General features: G+C 71.6%; 15 protein-coding genes. 5 read left to right on the plus strand and 10 right to left on the minus strand.

From position 1 onward, the window contains the following. Positions 1-107: 107 nt before the first annotated feature. Entirely contained in the window at positions 108-2,717 is a 2,610-nt protein-coding gene (gene fxsT, locus AB0L95_RS14710; protein ID WP_365161766.1) for an FxSxx-COOH system tetratricopeptide repeat protein, read from the plus strand. Positions 2,718-2,779: 62 nt separating this feature from the next. On the opposite strand, the gene AB0L95_RS14715 is transcribed toward fxsT, so the two are convergent. Both AB0L95_RS14715 and AB0L95_RS14720 read right to left on the minus strand, forming a co-directional pair. Then, the gene (locus AB0L95_RS14715; protein ID WP_365161768.1) at positions 2,780-4,285 is read right to left on the minus strand and encodes an FAD-binding oxidoreductase; all 1,506 of its coding nucleotides are present in this window, start codon (positions 4,283-4,285) and stop codon (positions 2,780-2,782) included. A 761-nt stretch (positions 4,286-5,046) separates the two neighbouring features. Beyond that, complete coding sequence (locus AB0L95_RS14720; protein WP_365161770.1) at positions 5,047-6,159, minus strand: SpoIIE family protein phosphatase; 1,113 nt, start codon at positions 6,157-6,159, stop codon at positions 5,047-5,049. A gap of 574 nt (positions 6,160-6,733) precedes the next feature. Between AB0L95_RS14720 and ettA the strand changes: the two genes are divergently transcribed. Genes ettA through AB0L95_RS14735 form a run of 3 tightly spaced genes read left to right on the plus strand, consistent with a single transcriptional unit; the run spans position 6,734 to position 9,528 of the window. After that, positions 6,734-8,398 (plus strand): energy-dependent translational throttle protein EttA, encoded by a 1,665-nt coding sequence (gene ettA / locus AB0L95_RS14725; protein WP_365161772.1) that lies wholly within the window; start codon positions 6,734-6,736, stop codon positions 8,396-8,398. A 6-nt stretch (positions 8,399-8,404) separates the two neighbouring features. Further along, a complete protein-coding gene (locus AB0L95_RS14730; protein WP_365161774.1) occupies positions 8,405-8,815 on the plus strand; it encodes a thioesterase family protein in 411 nt (136 codons plus the stop codon). Then, a complete protein-coding gene (locus AB0L95_RS14735) occupies positions 8,812-9,528 on the plus strand; it encodes a hypothetical protein (protein WP_365161776.1) in 717 nt (238 codons plus the stop codon). Before AB0L95_RS14730 ends, AB0L95_RS14735 begins: the two co-directional genes overlap by 4 nt. 60 nt (positions 9,529-9,588) lie before the next feature. On the opposite strand, the gene AB0L95_RS14740 is transcribed toward AB0L95_RS14735, so the two are convergent. Continuing rightward, complete coding sequence (locus tag AB0L95_RS14740; protein WP_365161778.1) at positions 9,589-10,002, minus strand: globin; 414 nt, start codon at positions 10,000-10,002, stop codon at positions 9,589-9,591. A gap of 121 nt (positions 10,003-10,123) precedes the next feature. Here AB0L95_RS14740 and AB0L95_RS14745 point away from each other — a divergent pair, with 121 nt between their 5' ends. Beyond that, the gene (locus tag AB0L95_RS14745) at positions 10,124-11,104 is read left to right on the plus strand and encodes a methyltransferase domain-containing protein (protein WP_365161780.1); all 981 of its coding nucleotides are present in this window, start codon (positions 10,124-10,126) and stop codon (positions 11,102-11,104) included. A gap of 78 nt (positions 11,105-11,182) precedes the next feature. Here the strand turns inward: AB0L95_RS14745 and AB0L95_RS14750 are convergent, their stop codons facing one another. From AB0L95_RS14750 to AB0L95_RS14780, 7 genes are all read right to left on the minus strand, one after another. Beyond that, a complete protein-coding gene (locus AB0L95_RS14750; RefSeq protein WP_365161782.1) occupies positions 11,183-12,640 on the minus strand; it encodes an FHA domain-containing protein in 1,458 nt (485 codons plus the stop codon). 94 nt (positions 12,641-12,734) lie between these two features. After that, positions 12,735-14,081: a VWA domain-containing protein gene (locus AB0L95_RS14755; RefSeq protein ID WP_365161784.1), complete on the minus strand. Its 1,347-nt coding sequence runs from the start codon at positions 14,079-14,081 to the stop codon at positions 12,735-12,737. Positions 14,082-14,204: 123 nt separating this feature from the next. Beyond that, positions 14,205-15,542, minus strand: a complete 1,338-nt coding sequence (locus AB0L95_RS14760) for a protein phosphatase 2C domain-containing protein (protein ID WP_365161786.1) — start codon at positions 15,540-15,542, stop codon at positions 14,205-14,207. 3 nt (positions 15,543-15,545) lie between these two features. Further along, the gene (locus AB0L95_RS14765) at positions 15,546-18,197 is read right to left on the minus strand and encodes a tetratricopeptide repeat protein (protein WP_365161788.1); all 2,652 of its coding nucleotides are present in this window, start codon (positions 18,195-18,197) and stop codon (positions 15,546-15,548) included. Beyond that, entirely contained in the window at positions 18,194-19,516 is a 1,323-nt protein-coding gene (locus tag AB0L95_RS14770; RefSeq protein WP_365161790.1) for a hypothetical protein, read from the minus strand. The genes AB0L95_RS14765 and AB0L95_RS14770 overlap by 4 nt, the downstream gene beginning before the upstream one ends. A 93-nt stretch (positions 19,517-19,609) precedes the next feature. After that, on the minus strand, positions 19,610-20,614 hold the full coding sequence (locus tag AB0L95_RS14775) for a glutamate ABC transporter substrate-binding protein (RefSeq protein ID WP_365161792.1): 1,005 nt from the start codon (positions 20,612-20,614) through the stop codon (positions 19,610-19,612). Between the two features lie 14 nt (positions 20,615-20,628). Beyond that, positions 20,629-22,038: a hypothetical protein gene (locus AB0L95_RS14780; protein WP_365161794.1), complete on the minus strand. Its 1,410-nt coding sequence runs from the start codon at positions 22,036-22,038 to the stop codon at positions 20,629-20,631. Between the last annotated feature and the right edge of the window lies 1 nt (position 22,039).

A 22,039-nucleotide genomic window follows, 5' to 3' on the forward strand; every position in this document is an offset into this window, starting at 1 on the left:
CGTCGCCCCGGCTGGACGGCCGGCTTCGCCCGGGTTCCGCAGAGAGCGGCAGACGCGGCAGGCCGTGTGGTCCTAGCCTCGTGGGGGACGAGTACGGGGGTGCGCGGGTGAGTTCCGGGACAGCTGTGGGCGGGCGTCTGTTCGTGTCGCACGCGGGTGCGGATCGGGCGTGGGCGGAGTGGGCGGCCTGGCAGTTGAAGGACGCCGGGTACGAGGTCGAACTCGATGTGTGGCACTGGGGGGCGGGCCAGAACTTCGTCCTGCGGATGCGCGAGGCCCTGGAACGAGGGCGGACGGTGGCCCTGTTCTCCCGGGCGTACTTCGAGCTCGGCCGGTTCACCGAGGACGAGTGGGCCGCCGATCTCGCGGCACGGGAGCAGCTGGTGCCCGTACGGATCGAGGACGTCGCCCCTCCCAAGCTGCTGCGTCCGCTGCTGGCTCCGAACCTGTTCGGGCTGGGCGAGGAGCAGGCGCGCGCGGTGCTGCTGCAAGCGGTGTCCGGTCCGCCCGGTCCGCCGAGCAGCCCCCCGGTCTTCCCGGAGAACTACCGGCCGGGGAAGCTGCGGGAGGTCGGGGCGACGGGCCCGAGACTGCCGGGGAGCCTGCCGCGCGTGTGGAACGTCCCGGCCCGTAACGCCGGCTTCACCGGGCGGGACGAGCTGCTGGTGACGGTGCGCACGGGACTGGCGGAGGCGCGCACCGTCGCGGTGATGGCGCTGGACGGCCGGGGCGGTGTGGGCAAGACACAAGTGGCCATCGAGTACGCGTACCGGTTCAGCGGCGAGTACGAGCTGGCCTGGTGGATCGCGGCCGAGGACCCCGCGCTGATCCCCGACCACCTGGCCAAGCTGGCGGTGGCCACCGGCTGCGCCCGCGCCGACACCCATCCGGCGGACGCGGTGGAGGCGCTCAAGGAGGAGCTGCGGACCCGGGCGCGGTGGCTGCTCGTCTTCGACAACGCCGAGGATCCCGCCAAGCTGGCCGGGTATCTGCCGGCCGGGGCGGGGCATGTGCTGATCACCTCGCGCAGCCCGCGTTGGCACCAGATCGCCACCCCGGTCGATGTCGACGTCCTGGCGCGCGCGGAGTCGATCGCCCTGCTGCGCTCCCGCAGCCGGAACCTGAGCGAACAGGACGCGGACCGGCTGGCCGAGGCGTTGGACGACCTCCCACTCGCCCTGGTGCAGGCCGCCGAGGCCCTCACCGCCTTCACTCCCGGGCAGTACCTGGGCCTGCTGGAACGCAACGCCAGCGACGCGAACGACGACGGCACGCCTCCCGACTACCCGCACTCCCTGGCCGCGCAGATCCGCCTGAGCATGCGGCGTCTGACCGACCAGGATCCGGCCGCCGCCGATCTGTTGCGTGCGTGTGCGCTCCTGGCCCCCGCGCCCTTCCCGCTGCATGCCTGCACCACCGTCTCGGACAGTGTGGCCGACGATGACAAGACCGCATGGGTGCGGGTGCTGTCCGACCCTCGCGCCTTCCGGCGCGTGCTCGGGGCCGTGGACCGGTTCGGGCTGGCCCGGGTCACGGGCGGCAGCCTGCAACTGCACCGCCTCACGCAGGCCATCCTGCGTCACCAGCTCACCCCCGACGAGCACGCCCGTGCCGTCCGTGCCGCGAGCCTTCTGCTGACGGCCGCCGCGCCAGGGACAGCGGCCGACCCCGCGGCCTGGCCCCGCTGGCCCGACCTCGTGCCCCATCTGCTCGCCGTCTCCCCTGCCGACCTCACCACCGCCCACGCCAGATACGTGGCCTGTGAGGCCTGCTGGTACCTGCTGGACCGCGGCGGCGCCCGCACGGTCCTGCCCCGCCTGCAGCGTCTGCACAGTGCTTGGGCACGGGACCTGGGTCCTGATCACGTACACACGCTGTGGGCCGCGAACTATCTCGCCCGCGCCTACAGCGACAGCAATGACCACATACGAGCCCGCGCCTTGGACGAGGACACCCTCGCCCGGCGGCGCAGGATCCTGGGCGACGATGCCCCTGACACCCTGATCACCGCGAACAACCTCGCCAATCGGCTTGCGGCGTTGGGGGAGACCGAACAGGCCCGTGCCCTGAACGAGGACACCCTCGCCCGGCGACGGCGGGTCCTGGGCGAGGACCATCCGGATACGCTCGTCACCGCCAGCAACCTCGCCATCCGACTGGCGGAACTAGGTGAGAGGGAACGGGCCTGCGCCCTGGGCGAGGACACTCTGGCCCGGCAGCGGCGGGTCCTGGGCGAGGACCACCCCGATGCGCTCAGCACCGCGACCAATCTCGCCGTCGATCTGGCGGCCTCGGGCGATACGGAACGGGCCCGTGCCCTGGGCGAGGACACTCTGGCCCGGCAGCGGCGGATCCTGGGCGAGGACCACCTCGACACACTCATCACCGCGCACAATCTCGCCGTCGACCTGGCGGCCTCGGGCGAGACGGAACGGGCCCGCGCTCTCGCCGAGGAGACCCTGGCCCTGCGACGACGGGTCCAGGGCGAGGACCACCCCCAAACCCTGGCCACCGCGCACAACCTCGCCGTCGACCTGGTGGCCTTGGGTGAGACGGGGCCGGCCCGGGCTCTCGCCGGGGACACACTGATCCGGCGACGGCGGGTCCTGGGCGAGGGGCACCCCGACACTCTGACGACCGAGCGCATCCTCGCAGAGGCAAGCCGTCCCCACGGCGAGAAGGGGCGCCCGGCACCGGCTGGTCCCGATCGACGGTGACGTCGGCCCCACCGTCCGGTGCCTCTTGCCGTGAGCGGGCAGGAAAAGGCCCCCGTCGCAGGTCACCGGCGTTCGCGTGAGCTCGACGCAGGCGGGATGCTCTGCTCGTACTGGAAGACGTTGTGGGGGTCGTACTTCGCCTTGATCTCGCGCAGCCGGTCGAAGTTGGATCCCCAGTAGGCGGTTTCCCACTCCTGCATTCCGACGTTCGGCACGTTGACGTAGGCGCCGTTCACATAGGGCCGCAGCGCCTGGCTGAACTCGGCGATCCAGGCCTGGGCCTTCGGGGTGAGCGGGTCGCAGACGCCGGGTTGCGTTCCACGAGTCCCCCAGCCCGCGCCGGGCTCGGAGTAGAAGAGCGCGTTGCGATGCGGGAACGCGGTGCCGCCGCGCGGGCTCCTCCTGACCGCCCCGCCGAAGGCCTGGGTGAAGAAATTGCTGTCGTCCGTGGGGGCGTTCTGCATGTAGGAGGCGATCACCTCGATCGCCGCTTCCGGGAACGGCTTGGTGGTGAACTGGGAGAAGAACTTCCAGTTCGCGGGTTCGTTCTGGGTCGGAATCTGGAATCCCGCATATACGTCCCCCCAGTTGCCGACCTGTACCGAGACCTGGGGGCTGCCGACCGCCAGGATAGGGGCCAGCATCTGCTGCGCCTCCGCCGGTGTCCCTTCCGCGAGAACCGCGAACAGCAGGATCTGATTTCTGTGGATCTCCAGCTGGGTTCCGAGCCGGTTGTCGGCGTGCGGTGCCGTACGCTGCCAGGCCTTGAAGATCCCCGGCAGGTTTCTGATGCCGTTCCACGTCACTTGCACATAAGCGACGCTCTTCAGCGGAGCCACTTTGTAGGTGAGGGACGTGACGATCCCGAAATTGCCGTTTCCGGCCCCGCGGAGCGCCCAGAGCAGGTCCGAGTTGTTCCTCGGATCCGCCTCGATCACCTTGGCGCACTCGGTGCCCGACGGCACGACGATCTCAGCCCCCACCAGGCTGTCGCAGGCCATGCCGAGCCAGCGGGTCAGGAAGCCGAAACCGCCGCCGAGCGTCGCACCGGCCAGGCCTACGCTGCCCTCCGTTCCCGTCGTCACCGCGAAGTCCCGTTGCGCGAGCGTGGTCACCGCTTCCAACTGGTTGAGCCCGGCGCCGACCTTCGCGATACGGGAGGCGGCGTCGATGCGGACCGACTTCAGCTCGCTGATGTCGATCACGAGGCCGTTGTCCACGTTCGACCAGCCCTCGAGGCTGTGGCGGCCGCTACGCACCCGCAGCGCGACATCGTTCTGCCGCGCCCAGGTCAGGGCGTTGACCACGTCCTGGGTGTTCTGGGCGAAGACGACGACCAGCGGGTAGTGGGAGAAGAGCTGGTCCCAGCCGAGACGCGCATCCGTGTACGTGGGGTCGTCGGGGCGGACGATGCGACCGGTCAGCTGCGCCGGAGCGCACTTGGAACTCCCGTGTCCTTTGTCCGCAGCGCTCGCCGACGGGGCCTCCACGGCCGTAATACCCGGGACGACGACCGCGCCGGCGCCGGCTGTCGCTTTGAGCAGGCCGCGACGGGAGAAATCCTGCATGGTCCGTATCCTCTCGACCGGAATACGCCAGAATTCGGCTACGGCAAATCTTGTCTGCCGATTGGCGCGTTCAATCCACGGTGGACGATTCCTGCGCCCCGCAGAGTAACAGGGGTGACTCGTGGCGGTGTTGCCCAACACACTTATCCGGGTTCGGCGACACATTGAAGAACGCTATCTGCGGACGGGTAATCATCAATCCGGCCGCGTGAAGTCGGCGGGCTCTATATTCATGTGGTCTGCATAGTGTTCATTCCGTCGCGACTTCGGAGACCGAAAAGCTCGCGAAGTATTTTCATCTTCTTGATCTGAATACGCCGCCGTCCTGCCGTCCTTCGGCTGAGCGCAGCCGATCGAGGGCACGCACGGCGCCCGCCGAGACACGGGCGGAACGGGAGATGCCGTCCGGCACCTCACGATGAGTTACGGATCGCTGTATGAATGCTACGTTCCGCAACTGCCGGTGGGCGAGTCGAACGCCGGTGATGGGGTGGTCGGGCCGTGACGGATCCGCGTCCAGGCAAGGTGACTCCCTCACCGAACCGCGCAAAGGCGCCCCGAGGCGCTCGACGGCGACGGACAGCGACGGCGGCGCGCTGCGTGCACGCGGGCGAAGGTCAGGGAAAACCGCTGTGGTTGGGGCGGTCGGCTCCAGGACCCCAAGCCGTCCCCAGCTCGTCCGCAGAACGAAGAACCGCGGTGACTTCACTGACGTCGGCGAGGTCTGGCCGAGCACGCGGAAGTGGGGGGCGGGGCGGGGTTCATAGGCGCACGATGACCAGGGCCGTGTCGTCGGTGGCGTCGCCAGATGGGAGGAGGTCCGTGAGTACGGCGTCGGCGAGGGTTTCGGGGTCGTCTGCCTGGTGGCGCGCCAGGGAGTCGGCGAGCCGGGCGAGGCCGGTGTCGATGTCTTCGCGGCGGCGTTCGATCAGGCCGTCGGTGTAGAGCGCGAGGACGGCGTCCTCGCGGAAGGCCGTGGCGGCCTGGATCCGGGGGGCGTGTTGAGGACGAGCGCCCAGTGGGGGGTCGGTGGCCTGGTCCAGGAACTCGACGGTCCCGTCCCCCTGTAGGAGCGCGGGTGGGGGGTGGCCGGCGCTGCTGTAGGTGATGGTGTGGGTGTCCCAGTCGATGAAGGTCGTGGCCACGGTGGTGTTCTCGGCGCCGTCGATGGTGCGGGCGTACAGCCCGACGGTTTCCAGGGCGCGGGCGGGGCCTTGGGCGACGAGGGAGGCGGCACTGAGGGCGCTGCGCAGTTGTCCCATGACGCCGGCCGCGGACAGGCCATGGCCGACAACGTCGCCGACGGCGACGGCGATGCGATCGCCGGGCAGGTCGATCAGGTCGTACCAGTCGCCGGCCACATTCAGCGCTTCGGCAGCGGGCCGGTAGCGAACGGCCGCCGGGTGCCGGCCGACTGGGCGGGGAGCGGGCAACATGGCTTCCTGCAAGGTCAGCGCGACTTCACGGGCGCGGATGAGTTCGGTGAGTTCGGTGACGTCCTCCACCCGGCGCAGCAACAGCGTCAACCGCCCATCCGGGCCGAAGACGGGAACGTTGGTCAGGGTCCAATACCGCTCGTGCCACACCCCAGGCTGATCGGGGTCCGGCACGTCGTGGCGCTCCAGCGTTAGTGTGTCGCGCTCACCGGTATCCGCCACCCGGCGTAGTGACGCCAAAATCTTGAGCAGGTAAGGCCGGTCGTTCGCGGGGAGGTCCTCGGGCAGGTAGCGACCGACCAGTTGCTCGTGGGTGAGGTCCCGGAGCCGCAAGAACTCCGCGTTGGCGTCCACGAAGATCAGCTTCGGGGTCAGCAACGCCACCGCCCCGGGGAGGGCCTGGAACACCGCCGCGTAGTCGACCTCCGGTTCCGACATGACCTTCCTGCCTCGCCGCCGCTGTCTGTCTTTCCACGATACGAGCGGAGTGTCACAGCTCGCGCGCCGGCGGGCGGACACCAGCGGCGTGCCCGTTGCGTGCCCGGTCCAGGGGGAGACAGTGGCGACTCACGGGGAACAGCAGTGCCGATCGCGCTCCGGCCCAGGCCAGGGAGTCGCTGGATCAGCCGCCATGCGCATGCGGCGTCTTCCGAACCAGCGCCCAGGGGTGCAGCTCCTAAGACTGCATCTTTGACATGGGCCTTAAAGATACGCAGTCGAGGTCTTCGGTGAGGTGCCAGTCGTCCGGGCGCATGCCTCATGATCCCTTGTGCTGTCAGCGTGCGCCCGCGGTTTTCCGCTGGGGCGAAACGAGAGGCCCTGGTTTCGAGTAGTGCCGAGTACGCGCAGAACCAGTGCGCCCGGAGAGATCCGGGGCCGCTGGCGTGGTCGGTCGTGGCGAAGCCCCAGGTCAGCGCCCCCGGATCTAACGGGTTTCCGCTCTGGGGTGGCGGTCAGGCAAGATGGGGTGTATCTGCCCACTGCCAGATTTCAAGCTGCCGGACGGTTTCTCTTGGCTGAGTTCATTTACACCATGCGCAAGGCGCGCAAAGCGCACGGCGACAAGGTGATCCTCGACGACGTCACCCTGAGCTTCCTCCCGGGTGCCAAGATCGGCGTCGTCGGCCCGAACGGCGCCGGTAAGTCGACTGTCCTCAAGATCATGGCCGGTCTTGAGCAGCCGTCCAACGGTGACGCGTTCCTCACGCCGGGCTACACCGTCGGCATCCTCCTGCAGGAGCCCCCGCTCAACGACGAGAAGACCGTCCTGGAGAACGTCCAGGAGGGTGTCGCCGAGATCAAGGGCAAGCTCGACCGGTTCAACGAGATCGCCGAGCAGATGGCGGTCGAGTACACCGACGAGCTGATGGAGGAGATGGGCAGGCTCCAGGAGGACCTCGACCACGCCAACGCGTGGGACCTGGACTCTCAGCTGGAGCAGGCCATGGACGCCCTGGGCTGCCCGCCCGGCGACTGGCCCGTCACCAACCTCTCCGGTGGTGAGAGGCGCCGTGTCGCGCTGTGCAAGCTCCTGCTGGAGCAGCCCGACCTGTTGCTGCTCGACGAGCCCACCAACCACCTCGACGCCGAGTCCGTGAACTGGCTGGAGCAGCACCTGGCCAAGTACGAGGGCACCGTCGTGGCGGTCACCCACGACCGGTACTTCCTGGACAACGTCGCCGGGTGGATCTGCGAGGTGGACCGCGGCCGCCTCCACGGCTACGAGGGCAACTACTCCAAGTACCTCGAGACCAAGGCCACCCGCCTCAAGGTCGAGGGCCAGAAGGACGCCAAGCGGCAGAAGCGCCTCAAGGACGAGCTGGAGTGGGTCCGCTCCAACGCCAAGGGGCGGCAGGCCAAGTCCAAGGCGCGTCTGGCTCGCTACGAGGAGATGGCCGCCGAGGCCGACAAGATGCGGAAGCTGGACTTCGAGGAGATCCAGATCCCGCCGGGCCCGCGTCTGGGCAATGTCGTGGTCGAGGTGGACAAGCTCAACAAGGCGTTCGGCGAGAAGGTCCTCGTCGACGGCCTCAGCTTCACCCTGCCGCGCAACGGCATCGTCGGTGTCATCGGTCCGAACGGCGCGGGCAAGACCACGCTGTTCAAGATGATCCAGGGTCTGGAGACGCCCGACGCCGGTTCGATCAAGGTCGGCGAGACCGTCAAGATCTCGTACGTCGACCAGAGCCGCGAGAACATCGACCCGAAGAAGACGCTGTGGGAGGTCGTGTCCGACGGGCTCGACTACATCAACGTCGGCCTGGTCGAGATGCCGTCGCGCGCGTACGTCTCCGCGTTCGGCTTCAAGGGCCCGGACCAGCAGAAGCCGGCCGGCGTGCTCTCCGGCGGTGAGCGCAACCGCCTCAACCTCGCGCTCACCCTGAAGCAGGGCGGCAACCTGCTGCTCCTCGACGAGCCGACCAACGACCTGGACGTGGAGACGCTGTCCTCGCTGGAGAACGCGCTGCTGGAGTTCCCCGGCTGCGCCGTCGTCGTGTCCCACGACCGCTGGTTCCTGGACCGTGTCGCCACGCACATCCTCGCCTACGAGGGTGAGTCCAAGTGGTTCTGGTTCGAGGGCAACTTCGAGTCGTACGAGAAGAACAAGATCGAGCGGCTCGGCGCGGACGCGGCCCGTCCGCACCGTGCCACCTACAAGAAGCTGACCCGGGGCTGATCGATCTTGCGGTACCTCTACCGCTGCCCGCTGCGCTGGGCGGACATGGACGCGTACGGTCACGTCAACAACGCCGTGTTCCTCCGCTACCTGGAGGAGGCCCGTATCGACTTCCTGCGCCGCCCGGACAAGCAGTTCCAGCAGGGGTCCGTGGTGGCGCGCCACGAGATCGACTACAAGCGGCAGCTGGTCCACCGGCATGAGCCGGTGGACATCGAGCTGTGGGTCACGCAGGTCAAGGCCGCGTCCTTCACCATCGCCTACGAGGTGAAGGACCCGGACCAGATCTATGTCCGGGCCTCCACCGTGGTCGTGCCGTTCGACTTCGAACGGCAGCGGCCGCGCCGGATCACCGAGGAGGAACGCGAGTTCCTCCGGGAGTACCAGGACGACGAGGAGGAGGCCGTCGCCGCATGACGGTCCTCCATCTCGTCGACGATGTGGAGGCGGCGGATCTCGCCGCCTTCCTGGCCAGGCTGCTCCGCTACGACCGCGGCGCCGCGGTCCGTCTGCAGACGACCGGGACGACGCTCGCCGTCTTCGGGCGGCCGCCGTCGTTCGAGGTGCTCGCGGTCCGTGCGGTGCGGCTCGCCAAGCCGTACGAGAACGGGCTCGACGACGGGCTGGACACGACCGTCTCGGCCGGGGAACTCCTGGAGTCCGTCGACGAGTCGGCGGCCACGCTCGCCGTGCCCGCCGCCGTCACCGGACCGCCCTGGGCCGGGGTCCTGCCGCCGCGCGCCGGCTGGCAGCCGGTGTCCGGACTGCCGGCCCCCGACGCGCTGCGGAGGACCGTGGCCGCGGCGGTGGCCGAATTCCGGTCGCGTACGGAGGAGTTGGCCCCCGAGCAGCGCACACGCGCCGCACTCGACCGGGTCGGCCGGGAGATCTGGTCCCGCACGGTGGGGGACACGGGGCTTCCGGTGCGGGCCGTGCACGCGGCCCAGTCACTCGGCTTTCTGCGGCCCGTGCCGCAGGCATCGCGCGACGAGCCCGTGGCGGGGGCACCGGGCGAGGAAGAGCCGTCGGCCCTGTTCTCGTCGGGCACGTGGCTCAGGCTGCGCACGCCGTACGGGTCGGTTGCCGTGCGCCGGGCGGGACTGGGCGCCCTGGACGTCAGCGTCCGCTGACCGGACGGGACGAGGGCGCCGGGAGCGCCCCGGGACCGGGGAGGGAAGACCCCCGGAGCGTCACTCCGGGGTGTTCACCATCGACGCCGCCGCGTACGTCAGGTAGTTCCACAGCGTGGTCGCGTGCTCCTCGGACAGACCGAGTTCGTCGACGGCCGCGCGCATATGCCTCAGCCAGGCGTCGTGGGCGGCCTGGTTCACGGTGAACGGGGCGTGCCGCATCCGCAGACGGGGGTGGCCGCGGTTCTCGCTGTACGTGTTCGGGCCGCCCCAGTACTGGATCAGGAACAGGGTGAGGCGCTCCTCGGCCGGGCCGAGGTCCTCCTCGGGGTACATGGGCCGCAGAAGCGGGTCCTCGGCCACCCCCTCGTAGAAACGGTGGACGAGACGGCGGAAGGTCTCCTCCCCGCCGACCTGCTCGTAGAAGGTCTGCTCCTGAAGCGTGCCGCGCCGAATCTCTCTCACACGCTCCATGGTCTCAGACCCGGCGACCGAGGTCTCCAGCCTTAGGACCAGCCGCCGGCCGGGCTCCGGGGCAACCGGTCGGCACGGAGAATGTTCGCCTCCGGGCCGCCTTCCGCAGCACAGTGGAGACATGGCCGCGCACGCCCTCGATCGCGATCTTCAGGACCTCGCCGCCTCGGCGCGGGCGGAACTCGTACGGGAGATCGACGCGAGCGGAGCCTGGGCCGCCGAGCCCGTCTGGCGGGAGGCGTTCGAGGCGGTGCCGCGTCATCTCTTCGTGCCGTACTACTACATCGGTGTCATCGGCGGCTACGAGCGCAGACGGTGCGACGAGTCCGACCCGGAGCGCCGGGAGCAATGGCTGCGCGGCGCGTACGAGGACGCCCCGCTGGCCACCCGGGTGCACGAGGGGGAACTGCTCTCCTCCAGCAGCCAGCCCTCCCTCATGGCGCAGATGCTGGCCGAGCTGGAGATCCAGGACGGGAACGCCGTCCTGGAGATCGGCACCGGCACCGGGTACAACGCGGCGCTGCTCTGCCACCGCCTCGGTGACGGGCTGGTCACCACCGTCGACCTGGACCCGGAGATCACCGACACCGCCCGGCGGCAGCTGGCGGCCGCGGGGTACCACCCGACGGTGGTCACGGGCGACGGCGCGCGCGGCGTGCCGGAGCGCGCCCCCTTCGACCGGATCATCGCCACCTGCGCGCTGCGTACGGTCCCGGACGTCTGGCTCGCGCAGTGCCGTCCGGGTGCGCGCATCCTCGCGCCTCTCGCGAACGGGCTGATCGCGGTGCGGGTGCGGGACTCCGGGCATGCCGACGGGCGTTTTCTGCACACGCCCGCCTACTTCGTGCCGCTGCGCGGCGGCACCCGCTCCGAGCCGGAGCCGCAGGACCTGGGCGGACTGCCGCACCGGGCCCGCGGTCATGAGCTGTTCCGGTTCCTGCTGGCCCTGGCGCGGCACAGCCTCTCCGCGTACGAGGCGTACACGCTGTGGGAGCGGGAGCGGCATCCCGAACGGGACCGGTTCGGGATCACGATCAGCGGCGACCGCTCCTGGGCCTGGCTGGACGACCCGGCGGGGCCGTACGTCTGGCCGTTGCCCTGAGGGGCGAAGGGACCGGGCCGCGGACGCGTACGGGGACTTCTGAAGCGCCCCGTACGCGTCCGCGGACCGTGGTGCCGCTCAGCCCCGGCGGACCGTGATCGTCGTCCATGCGCCCACGTGCACCCGGTCCCCGTCCTGGAGGGGTATGGGCACGAAGGGCTGGATGGGCTCCTCGCCGCCGTTGACCGTGGTGCCGTTCGTGGAGTTCTGGTCGACGACCGCCCAGGAGCCGTCCGGCTGCTGGACCAGCATCGCGTGCTGGTGCGAGACGCCCGGGTCCTCCGGCGGCACCGACAGGTCGATGTCGGGGGTGTCGCCGGTGGAGTGGCGGCGACGGCCGATGGTGACCTGGTTGCCGGTGAGGGGGCGCTGCTGCTCCGGGGAGTACGCGGGCAGGTTCAGGCCCGCGGCCTCGGGGCCGGAGCGCTGCATCATCGCCATGAAGTACTCGCGGTCCGGACCGATGGTCGCGGTCCAGGTCACCGGCTGCTGCTCGTAGGGACCGGGCGGGGGCGGGGCCTGGGCGGAGCCGGGCTGCGGGTAGCCGTAGCCACCGCCCTGACCGCCGACGGGTCCGGGGCCGCCGGGAGCCTGTGAGGACGCCGGCGGGGAGATGACCCAGTCGTCGTCACCGCTGCCGAAGGACGGGCCGCCGGACTGCGGCGGGGCGGGCGGCGGGAAGCCGCCCTGCGTCGGCGGCGGGGCCTGCGGGCCGGGCCGCTGGAACGCGGTGGGCGCACCGCTCTGCTGGTACGCCCCGGGTCCGCCCGGACCACCGGGTCCGCCCGGACCACCGAAACCGCCGGGACCGCCCGGACCGCCGGACGTGGGCGCGGGCGGCGGAACCGGACGCGACGGATCCGCACCGAACGGGGACGGCCGTGAGGCGTCGTTCCCGAAGCCGGGCGGGCGAGAGGCGTCGTTCCCGAAGCCGGACGGACGCGACGAATCGTTTCCGAACCCGGACGGACGCGACGGGTCCTGGCCGAACCCGGACGGACGCGACGGGTCCTGGCCGAACCCGGACGGACGCGACGGGTCCTGACCGAAGCCCGTCGGCCCGGACGGCTCGCTGCCGAAGGGCGGGCCCGGTGGTATTGGCTCCGCGGGCCGGTTCACCTGGGACGGCCGGGACCGCTCGTAGTCGAACGGGTCGGCCCCGGGCCCGGTCTGCCCGCCCTGCTGGTAGCGCAGCCCCGGGTTCGGCGCCGACGGGCGCGGCGCGGCGGGGGTGTACGAGGTCGCCGTATTGGTCAGGAAGTTCCACCGGCACTCCTCGCAGAAGGGCGCGCCGCCCTCGCGGGGCGTGCGGCACTGCGGGCAGAGTTCCGGCTCGGGGTTCGGTGCGGCGGACAGCGGGCGTCCTCCGGGCCGGCCGCCCGCGCCCTGGGGCGGCGGAGGCGAACCCGGCGGCGGATAGCCGTAACCGGTGGGCGGCGGTGGAGGCGGCGGGGGTACGGCACCGGCCATACGGTGACCGCAGACCTCGCACCAGTCGTCGGAACCCGACTGGTGTCCGTTCGGGCAGGTCGGCATGTCGGCGCTTCCCCCTCTCCTTCCCCGGTCCCCAGGACCGGTGTGGTTCTCCGGCCCCCGGGGGGCCGGGCTCGCTGCTGTCAGGACGTACTGGTCACTTCTTTACACGAACAGTCTTTGTGGACCGGGTTTCGAGAGTCATCTCGTCGGCCTCCGCGACTTTTGTCTTCAGTCGCACAGTACCTGTCGCGGCGTCGACCACGTCCACCACCTTCGCAAGCAGTTTCGCAGTATCCGCGTTCCCCGACGCACTGGCGAGTTGAACCGCCCTGCCCAGCTTGGCCGTAGCCCCATCGAAATCGCCCGCTTTGCGCAGATCTATTCCCTGTTGGATGGCTTGCGCCAGTTCGGCCTGTCCTGTGTAGTGGGCGACTTGGGGGTTGATCGACGTGGAGGCGGTCATGTCGTCGGTCCACACGGCCCGTACGAGCCCCTGGGCCCCGAGGTTCTCCGCGCTGCCGTCGCTGCGCGGGATCACCAGGGACACCCGGGCGGCCAGCATCTCCTGGCCGATGTTCGCGGCCGGGACCTGCACGCACACGTGGTAGTCACGGGACTCGTCGCCCCAGGACCCCGTGGGGTAGTCCCCGGCGCGCGGTCCCGCCTCCGTCCGCCGGTCCGTCAGGTCCTCGACGGTGGGTGCCACCTGCTTGACGAACTTGATCTCCGTGCCGACCGGCGTCCACAGCCGCAGCGAGACATCCGCGACCTCCTTGCCCATGGCCGTCTCCATCATCCCGGTGAAGTCGGCGGCCAGGCCGGCCGGATCGGCGACGATGTCGGCGGTGCCGAGCAGCGCGGAGGCGATCCCGGTGACCTCCTTGACCTCCCAGTCGGTCCCCACCCCCCGCGCGTCACAGGTGAAACGGCCCCCGCAGGCGTCCAGCGCGGCCTTCAGGTCCTCGGGCGACTCGTGCTCGTTGCGGCCGTCGGTGAGCAGGATGCCGTGACGTATGGAGACGTCCGCCGAGGACAGCAGCCGGTCGGCCAGCCGCAGCCAGGTGCCGATCGCGGTGCCGCCGCCCGCGCCGAGCCTGCGCAGCGCCTGCTTGGCCTGGTCGCGGGTGGTCGCGCCGGCGACGGCGAGCCGACCACCGCCCGGATAGACCTCCTTGGCCACATGGGTGCCGCCGATCACCGCGAAGTGCACGCCGTCGCGCAGGGTGTCGATGGCCGCGGCCGTCGCGTCGCGCGCGTTGCGCATCTTGGTCGGCGGGTAGTCCATGGACCCCGAGCAGTCGACCATGATCGCCACGGCCGCGCCGGGGCCCTGCCCCGGCGCATACAGATGGGGCGCCGTGACCGCGCCCGCGGCCGTGCCGCCGCCGGTCGCCGACACCGTCACGATGGCGTTGACCTCGCGGCCGCTCTCCGGCAGGTACTCGTTCTGGTAGACGTCCACCGAGAACTGGGGCACGTTCGGCTTCGAGAAATTGGCCATGCCTACTCTGATCCCCCTTGAGAACCCCACCCGCGTGGGGCGATGACTGGTTGCGGACCGGTCCCCTCCGGTCCTGCGGCCGGTCCGGCCGCCCCTGAGGGCGCCCGGGACACGGGACACCCGTCAGGCGGATCCTGCCCTCTGCGGCAGGGCCGGGAACGGGACGACCGCCACTGTTACGTTGTCGTGGCCCCCGCCGTCCAGGGCGTGGCCCAGCAGCACCCGGGCGGCGTGCAGCGGCCGGTGCGCCGCATCGGACGGCACCACCTCGGCCATCTCCTCGGCGGACTCCGCGTAGTTCCACAGACCGTCCGTGCACACGACCACCACGCCCGGCCGGTCCGGCTTGAACGCGGCGGTGTGCGGCTCAAGTTCGTACGCGTCCGCGCCGAGCCAGCCCGTGATCGCGTGGGCGCGCTCGTCGGCGTACGCCTGGGCCTCGCTCATCAGACCCGCGGCGACCATCTGCGCGGCCCACGAGTCGTCCTCGGTGAGCCGGGCCGGGGGAGCGCCGCGGTCCACCGGGACCCAGTAGGCGCGGCTGTCCCCGACCCAGCCGACGACGAGCAGGCTCGCCGTGACCACGGCGCTGACGAGCGTGCAGGCGGGGGCGTTCTGGTGCGGGGTGTGCTCCTGGGCCGTCTCCGGCTCCGTGGCCAGCGCGTTGACGGCGTGTGAGGCGGTGACGATCGCGTCGTGCAGGGCCTGCTGGGGGTGCGTGCCGCAGGGCAGGGCCGCGAGGAGCGACTCGTTGGCGGCCCGGGCGGCGGCGAGGGAGGCGTCGTCGGGGCGGGTCGCCGAGGACACGCCGTCGCAGACGACCGCGACGAGCACGGGCGAGCCGTCGGGCAGCACGCTCTGGGAGAGCGCGAAGGCGTCCTCGTTGCGGTGGTGGCGCAGACCGCGGTCGCTGACCGCGGCGCTCGGGCCCGACTCCTGCTCCATATGGTCCCGTTCGCGCGGCTGGGCGTGGCCGCAGTGCTCGCAGTAGCCGTCGTCGTCCACCCTGCCGGTGCGGCAGGCCACACAGAGCTTCGGCTCGGCCGCGGGGGCCGCCGGGGGCGCCGTGCGCGGGTCGACCGGCTGGGGCGCCGCGAGGGGGTAGTCGTCCGGCTCCGACGCGCGGTCGAGCCGTACGCCCCGGGAGGCGCCCTGGGCCGGGGCCGGCGCGGGCAGATGCGAGTCGGCGGAGTCGGTGCCCGCGAGGTCCGTCGGCAGGTGCACCGAGGCCGGCGCCTCCGGGCCGCCCGCCGTCGGGGCGCTGGGCCAGTCGACCGGGGCGGCTGCCGAGGCCGGGCGCGGCACCCTGCCGTTCATCGTCAGGGTCGGGGTGTCCGACGGCGGGGCGGGCACCACCGACAGGTCGTACCCGCAGGCGCCGCAGTAGCGGTCGCCCGACTCGAGGGGCTCCTCACAACTGGGGCACCGCGAAAGGGCCTTCGGCTGGGGCATCTGGGACATCGATCACACCCACGTCCGGGGGCGGTAACGGTTGGCACGTTCCACCAGGTCGATCCTCTCCTCGCCGCCCTGCGCGAGCCTGGCCAGCGTCCGGTACGAGCGCTCCAGGCCGAAGCGGAGGCCGCGCTCGTCGAGATCACTGCCGAGCAGCGCCCGGCCGCCCGCCGCGGACGGCGCGGAACCCTGGCTACCGGAGAGTACCCAGTCCAGGGCGCAGCCGAGGACCTCTGTGGACAACTCCTCGCGGCGTACGGCGTCCAGGCCGTACGCCTCCAGCGCCTGGACCTGCCCCGCGGCAGCCACGAGGTCGTCCAGGAAGGCCGGATCGGGCCCGTGGTTCGTGCGCTGCCGCAGCCGCGCCCGTACGGCGGCGACACGGGCCGCGGTGTAGTGGATGGACGCCTCCGGCACGGACTCCAGGGTGCGTACGGCGCCATGGCGGTCACCGGAGGCGAGCTGGACGCGGGCCAGGCCGAACGCCGAGCTGACATAGCTGGGGTCGGTGGTCCACACGAGCCCGTAGTACTCGGCTGCGTTGTCGAGCTGGCCGAGGACCTCCGCGCACAGGCCGAGCGCCAGCTTGGGGGAGGGCTCGCCGGGGAAGGCGTCGTAGACCGCCTCGAAGGAGAGCGCGGCGGCCTCGTGGTCGCCGGTGACGAGCGCGGTGACCCCGCGGTACCAGACCACCCGCCAGTCGTCGGGGTGGTCCGCCTCCAGGGCCGCGAGCGCCCGCCCGGCGCTGTCCGGCTCGCCCATCTCCAGCCGGGCCCGCAGCTCGCGCAGCCGCAGCTCCGGGGAGGGCGCGGGCGCGGCGTGCAGCGCCGTGATCAGCTCCGCGGGCCCGGCGGCCATGAGACCGGCCAGGAAACCGGCGTTGGGGTCGCCGGGGTCGACCAGGGGCACCGGCAGGGCGAGCGCCGTGGCGGCGGCGTCGACGGCCTTGACGACGACCGGGGCCCCGGGGTTCCGGGAACCCGGCGTGCCCGCACCCGTGCCTGTGTCCCTCCTCGGAGAACCGGCAGGAGAGACGGCGGCGGCAGCGGCAGGCGAGGCGACGGCCCTGGAGGCGACGGCGAGGGCGGAGGGCGCCCCGGCGCTCTCCGCGACCGCGCCCTGGGCTCCGCTCTCCGGGTGCGCCACCGCGGTTCTCGCGGTGCCGCGGCGCCGCGAGGGCACCACCCGTGCCCCGAGCCGCGAGACGTCCTCGTCCAGCCGCGGGAACAACTCCGTGTCCGTGACCTTGAGTTCCGGCCCGAACAGCGTCGACAGGGCGGGCCGGGGCCGGCCCGTCTGGAGGGCGACGACCTCCCGCAGCACACCGGTCAGCTGTTCCGACATCTCCTGCGCGGAGGCGAACCGGCGGGCGGGGTCGGGGTCGGTGGCGCGGACCAGCAGCCGGTAGAAGGACTCGTAGCGGCGGAAGACCTCCACGGTGGCGGGGTCGGGCAGGGAGTCCGCATGGACGGTGGTGTAGCCCGGGAAGTCGAAGGTGAGCACCGCCAGGGTGCGCGCGATCGTGTAGAGGTCGCTCGCCACCGAGGGGCCGGTCTCCGCGACCTCGGGCGCCTGGTAGCCCACCGTGCCGTAGATGGCCGACTCGTCGTCGTCCATCCTGCGCACCGCGCCCATGTCGATCAGCTTGAGCTGGTCCTCGGTCTGGATCGCGTTGTCGACCTTGAAGTCGCAGTACAGCAGGTTGCGGCTGTGCAGATGGCCGAGCGCCTCCAGCGCCTCGATGCCGTAGGCGCACGCCTGCTCCACCGGCAGCGGATCACGTCGTCCGTCGGAGCTACGGCGCTCGTTGGCGATCTCCTTGAGCGACTTTCCGCCGACGTACTCCATGACGATGTAGCCGTCGAGCGAGCCGGTGCGCTGGTCGAGATGCTCCACGAAGTTGTAGATGCGCACGATGTTGGAGTGCTCGATCTCCGCCAGGAACCGCCGCTCGGAGATCGCGGCGGCCATCGCGTCCTGGTCGCCGGTGTCCAGCAGGCCCTTGAGGACGACCCACCGGTCGGAGACCGCGCGGTCCACCGCGAGATAGATCCAGCCGAGCCCGCCGTGCGCGAGGCAGCCCACGACCTCGTACTGGCCGTGCACGATGTCCCCGGCGTGCAGCTTCGGCACGAACGAGTACGGGTGGCCGCACTTCGTGCAGAACCCTTCCGTGCGCCCCGGGCGGTCGCCGCGGGAGCGCCCCACCGGGACCCCGCAGTCGGAGCGCGAACAGAACCGCCTGCGCTCGGGCACCTCGGGGTTCTCCAGCACCATCGCCCGGGGGTCGGGCCGCGGGACGTCCGGGACCTGCACCAGACCGAGACCGAGGCGGCTGCGCCCCGAACTCCCGCTCGTGGAACCGGAGCTGCGCACCGACACCGAACGGCCGGTGGACCGGCCCGTCAGCCGCCCCGACACCGAGCGCCGGGACTGCGACGACCGCGACGACGTACGGGAACTGGGCCGCGAGCCTTCGCTGCCCGGACCGCCGGAGTCCCGGCCGCCCGCGGAGACGCCCGTGGCCACCGAGCCGACCGCGCCCTTCGCCGAGACGACCGGTGCCAGACCGCACGTGTCGCAGTACAGCTCGCCGCCGCCCACGTCCTCGTACGAGCCCTCGCAGCCGGGCCGCTGGCACGTCTGTCCTGCCTGGCTCATGCTTCCCCCCTCCGGTCCGCCGGTTCACCCTGCCGGGGCACACGCTGGCCCAGCACTTCGGCGGCGGCCTGCTGGTAGCGCAGCACCGCCTGCTCGGCGACCCTGAGGTCGCAGGGCGCGCTCCACAGCATGCGGCGGGCCGAGTCGTACCGTTCGATCAGCAGCGGGTCCTCCGCGAGCCCGTGCCGGGCGATCTTCGCCTTGTAGGCGTCGAGTCGGCCGCGCAGCTCGGCGCGGACCGCGAGCGGCGCGGTGACCGCCGTCAACGACTCGCGGGCGCGCAGCAGTTCGTCCTCGGCTCGCTGCTCCAGGGACTCCAGGAGCGGTGAGAGGCGGTGCCACTGGGCGTGTCTGCGGTACTCGGCGGCGGTCGCCAGCTGCTCCTGCAGCGCGGTCGGCGGCCCGCTGACCACGGGCACCTCCGACGCGGCGATCTTGGCCAGCACCTCACCGCGCGCACTGCGCGCCTCGGCGAGCGTGCGGTCCGCGCGGCTGAGCAGGTCGCGCAGCTTGACCAGCCGCGTCTCGGCATCCTGACGGACCGTCAGTACGGCGTCGATCTCCCGGCGTACGTCCTCCAGGGCGCGCGCCTCACGGTCGTAGACCGCGGTGTCCGGCCGGCCGCCGCCGGGGGCCGAACTGCCCTGCGCGGGGGTCCAGTACGCCAGCGGGTCGGAGACCACCTGCTCGCGCAGCCGCGTCAGCGTGCGGGTGATCCGCTCCAGGTCGTCGCCCGCCGGGTGCTCGCCGGGACGCACCCCGACGGAGTGCGCGAGCCGGCGGGTGCGGTGCAGCTCCGCGGCCAGTAAATCGATCCGGGCGGGCAGCGCCGACCACACCGCGTCGGCGGCGACGACCATGTCCAGCGAGGAGGCGTACAGCTCGTTCATCCGTTCCACGAGCTGGGCCAGGGTGAACTGCTCGCTCAGCCGGCCGGTGCCGGCCACCGTCGGCGCGTGCGCCGCCGCCGTGGCGCTGCCCGCGACGGTGACACTCGCGCCACGCAGCAGCTCGGTCAGTTCGGCCAGGTCCTCACGGCTGGACCAGCGCCGGCGGGCGCGGATGTCGCGCGCGCCGCGCAGGGCGTCCGTGTAGGCGTCGAAGTACGCCCAGAGCAAGGTGATCGACGCCTCCGTCGACGTCCAGCGCTCCTTGGTGACGCCGGTCAGTCCGGCGCCTTCGAGGAGTCTGCGGCCCGCGTGGTCCTGCAGGGCGAGGAGCGAGGTCTCTATGGCCTCGTGCTCCGCGCCGAGCCGCGCCAGCGCACGGTCCACCTCGTCCCGGTCCATCACCGGCCCGGTGGGTCCCGTGACGCCCATCGATCACCTCTCGCTCTCGTCGTGCCCGCGCGATGTCCGGTGCGCCGGCGCCGGGTCAACTGTCCAGTGGTACCCGGTCGGTTGGGTCGTCGGTCAGGACGACGGTGGCCGGGAGGCCGCCGCGTCGGGTCCCAGCGTCGCGGACAGCCACTTGGTGTACGAGGCCTGCCAGCCGTTCGCGAGGTAGCCCACGAGCACCTGGTTGACCCGCTGCACGAGGTCCTTGGCCTCCTTGTTCATCGCCACTCCGTAGTACTCGGTCGTGAAGGGCTTCCCCTTGAGTTCGACGGTCGGGTCCTGGGCGGCCTGGCTCGCGGCCAGCGCGCCGTCGGTGACGACCGCGTCGACCTCGCCCAGTTGGAGTCTGACCAGGCAGTCGAGCTGGTTGGGGACCGTGGTGGAGATGTCGGTGGACGCGGGCAGCCGGCCGGACTTCTTGTCCTCGGCCAGTCTGGTGCCGGCCGTGGAGCCCGAGGCGGAGCAGATCCGCTTGCCCGCGAGGGACTTGTCGTAGCCGGTGATGCCGGAGGTCTTCGGCGCCAGGACCTGCTGGCCGGTGACGAAGTACGGGTCGGAGAAGCGGACTTCGTCCAGCCGGTCGCAGGTGATCGTCATGGTGCGCACCACCATGTCCACCTGCTTGCCCTGGATGGCGGGGATGCGCTGGTTGGTGGGAATCGCGTGGAAGCGGACGGCGTTCGGGCTGCCGAGGATCCGGCGGGCGATCTCGTGGGCGAGATCGATGTCGAAGCCCTCCAGGTCGCTGCCGCGGGTGTTGGGGTCGCGGTAACCCCAGCGGTAGCTGTTCTGGTCGACGCCCACGGACAGATAGCCGCGCCGCTTGATGTCCTGGACCGTGGGGCCCTTGTCGTCACCGGACGGCGGCAGACTCATCCGCTCGGGGTGCCCGCCGCAGTCGTCCGCCTTGGCCTGGGTGGCCTCGGCGAGGCCCGGACCGCCGGTGCCCGTGGAGCCGTCCCGGTCCGCGCGGGCGAGCGGCAGCGACAGCGCGAACGCCAGGGCGAGGACGCAGGCGACGACCATCGCGCCCACCCCGCCCCAGCCCCTCAGGCTCGCCCTCAGGCGGCGTACGGCCATCGCCGCTCCCCCTCTCACCGGTACTCCGAAAGCCTGCGCCCGATGCCCAGCACCGCGCCCGCCGCGCCCAGCACGGCGAGGACCGCAGCGCCCAGCGGGAGTCCGGTCATCGCGCCCCGGCCGTCGCCCGCCGCCCGCTCGAACTCGCTCTTCTCATGGTCCAGCGCCTTCGCCAGGTTCGCGTCCACGCTGTCGAAGCACTCGCCCGTCGGCTGGTCCGCCTTCGAGCCGATGATCTTGTCCAGGGCCGCCTGGTAGTTGCCGTCGTCGTCGGCGGCCCGCGCCTGTGCGTGGCGCTGCTGCCAGACCTTCATATTGCCGGTGGCGGCCGTCACGGGCGCCCTGCCCGACGGGTCGTCGGCCAGGGACCCGGCCGCGGCGAGCGTGGCGGAGAGCGTCTTCATGTCCTGCTGGAAGGCGTAGTCGTAGGCGTCCTCGACCTTGCCGTCCGGCAGCTTCTTTGTCTCGGCGCCACGGCTGACCAGCGTCAGGTTCTCGTTGCCGCGCGCGTTCAGGGAGGCGATCCGTGCGTCGTGCAGCACGGTCAGCGAGCGGACGCCGTGGTCGTAGGAGGAGTCGAGCCGGGCGCGGGCGACGCTGTGGCCGGCCACCAGCCACAGCAGCACGATTGCGGCGGCCGTGGTGGAGGCGACCAGGCCCTGGTTCAGCACCCGGTTCGTGCGACGGAAGTGGCGGCGCTGGGCCCAGCCGAGGGCGGCCAGCACGAGCACACCGAGGACGATGGCGAACCAGGGGTAGGGGGTCGCGTCCGCGTAGTCGGAGCGCAGCCGCTGGTTCTCCTTGGTGTATAGGTCCTGTGCGGTCGGCAGCATCTGCTGCTGCATCACCTCGTTGGCGGCCCGCAGATAGGCGCCGCCCACCGGGAAGCCCTGCCGGTTGTTGGCACGGGCCCGCTCGATGAGGCCCTTGTACTGCGGGAGCAGCTTGTTGAGCTTGGTGATGGTGTCCGCGGCGGGGGAGCCGGGCTCGGTGCCGGCGGCCGCCGTGACGAGCCCGGCGGCGGCGTTCTCGATGTCCGTCTCGTACCGCCCGGTGGTCGCGGCCGGCTCCTGCCCGCCCGACAGGAAACCGCTGGAGGCCGTGGTGTTGGCGTCCGCGAGGGAGCGGTAGATGTCGGCGGCGGAGGCACTGAGCGGCTGGCTGCTGTGCAGCACGTCGTCGGCGGCGTTCGAGCGGTCCGTCATCTGCCAGGCGGTGACGGCGCCGAAGGCGACGACGAGTACGGCGAGCACGGCGCCGATGACCCGCAGCCGGCCCGGCTCGGTGGTCGCGGCGGCCCGCAGCCGGTCCGCGCCCTCGGCGAAGGCCGCACGGCGCGGCGCGGTGGGGGGCGCCTCGGCCGGTGCGGTGGGCGGCGTCGCGGGCCTGACCGGTGGCGCGCCGACCTGCTGCGGATGTGTCACT

This window comes from Streptomyces sp. NPDC052036 (assembly GCF_040680495.1).
Taxonomy (GTDB): domain Bacteria; phylum Actinomycetota; class Actinomycetes; order Streptomycetales; family Streptomycetaceae; genus Streptomyces.

Bases quoted from the DNA above. Each gene is read 5' to 3' on its own strand.
- AB0L95_RS14745 (WP_365161780.1), top strand. From the start codon at position 10,124: ATGGCCGCGCACGCCCTCGATCGCGATCTTCAGGACCTCGCCGCCTCG.
- AB0L95_RS14715 (WP_365161768.1), bottom strand. From the start codon at position 4,285: ATGCAGGATTTCTCCCGTCGCGGCCTGCTCAAAGCGACAGCCGGCGCC.
- AB0L95_RS14765 (WP_365161788.1), bottom strand. From the start codon at position 18,197: ATGAGCCAGGCAGGACAGACGTGCCAGCGGCCCGGCTGCGAGGGCTCG.
- AB0L95_RS14735 (WP_365161776.1), top strand. From the start codon at position 8,812: ATGACGGTCCTCCATCTCGTCGACGATGTGGAGGCGGCGGATCTCGCC.
- AB0L95_RS14775 (WP_365161792.1), bottom strand. From the start codon at position 20,614: ATGGCCGTACGCCGCCTGAGGGCGAGCCTGAGGGGCTGGGGCGGGGTG.
- AB0L95_RS14755 (WP_365161784.1), bottom strand. From the start codon at position 14,081: ATGGCCAATTTCTCGAAGCCGAACGTGCCCCAGTTCTCGGTGGACGTC.
- AB0L95_RS14720 (WP_365161770.1), bottom strand. From the start codon at position 6,159: ATGTCGGAACCGGAGGTCGACTACGCGGCGGTGTTCCAGGCCCTCCCC.
- AB0L95_RS14740 (WP_365161778.1), bottom strand. From the start codon at position 10,002: ATGGAGCGTGTGAGAGAGATTCGGCGCGGCACGCTTCAGGAGCAGACC.
- AB0L95_RS14760 (WP_365161786.1), bottom strand. From the start codon at position 15,542: ATGTCCCAGATGCCCCAGCCGAAGGCCCTTTCGCGGTGCCCCAGTTGT.
- AB0L95_RS14770 (WP_365161790.1), bottom strand. From the start codon at position 19,516: ATGGGCGTCACGGGACCCACCGGGCCGGTGATGGACCGGGACGAGGTG.
- AB0L95_RS14750 (WP_365161782.1), bottom strand. From the start codon at position 12,640: ATGCCGACCTGCCCGAACGGACACCAGTCGGGTTCCGACGACTGGTGC.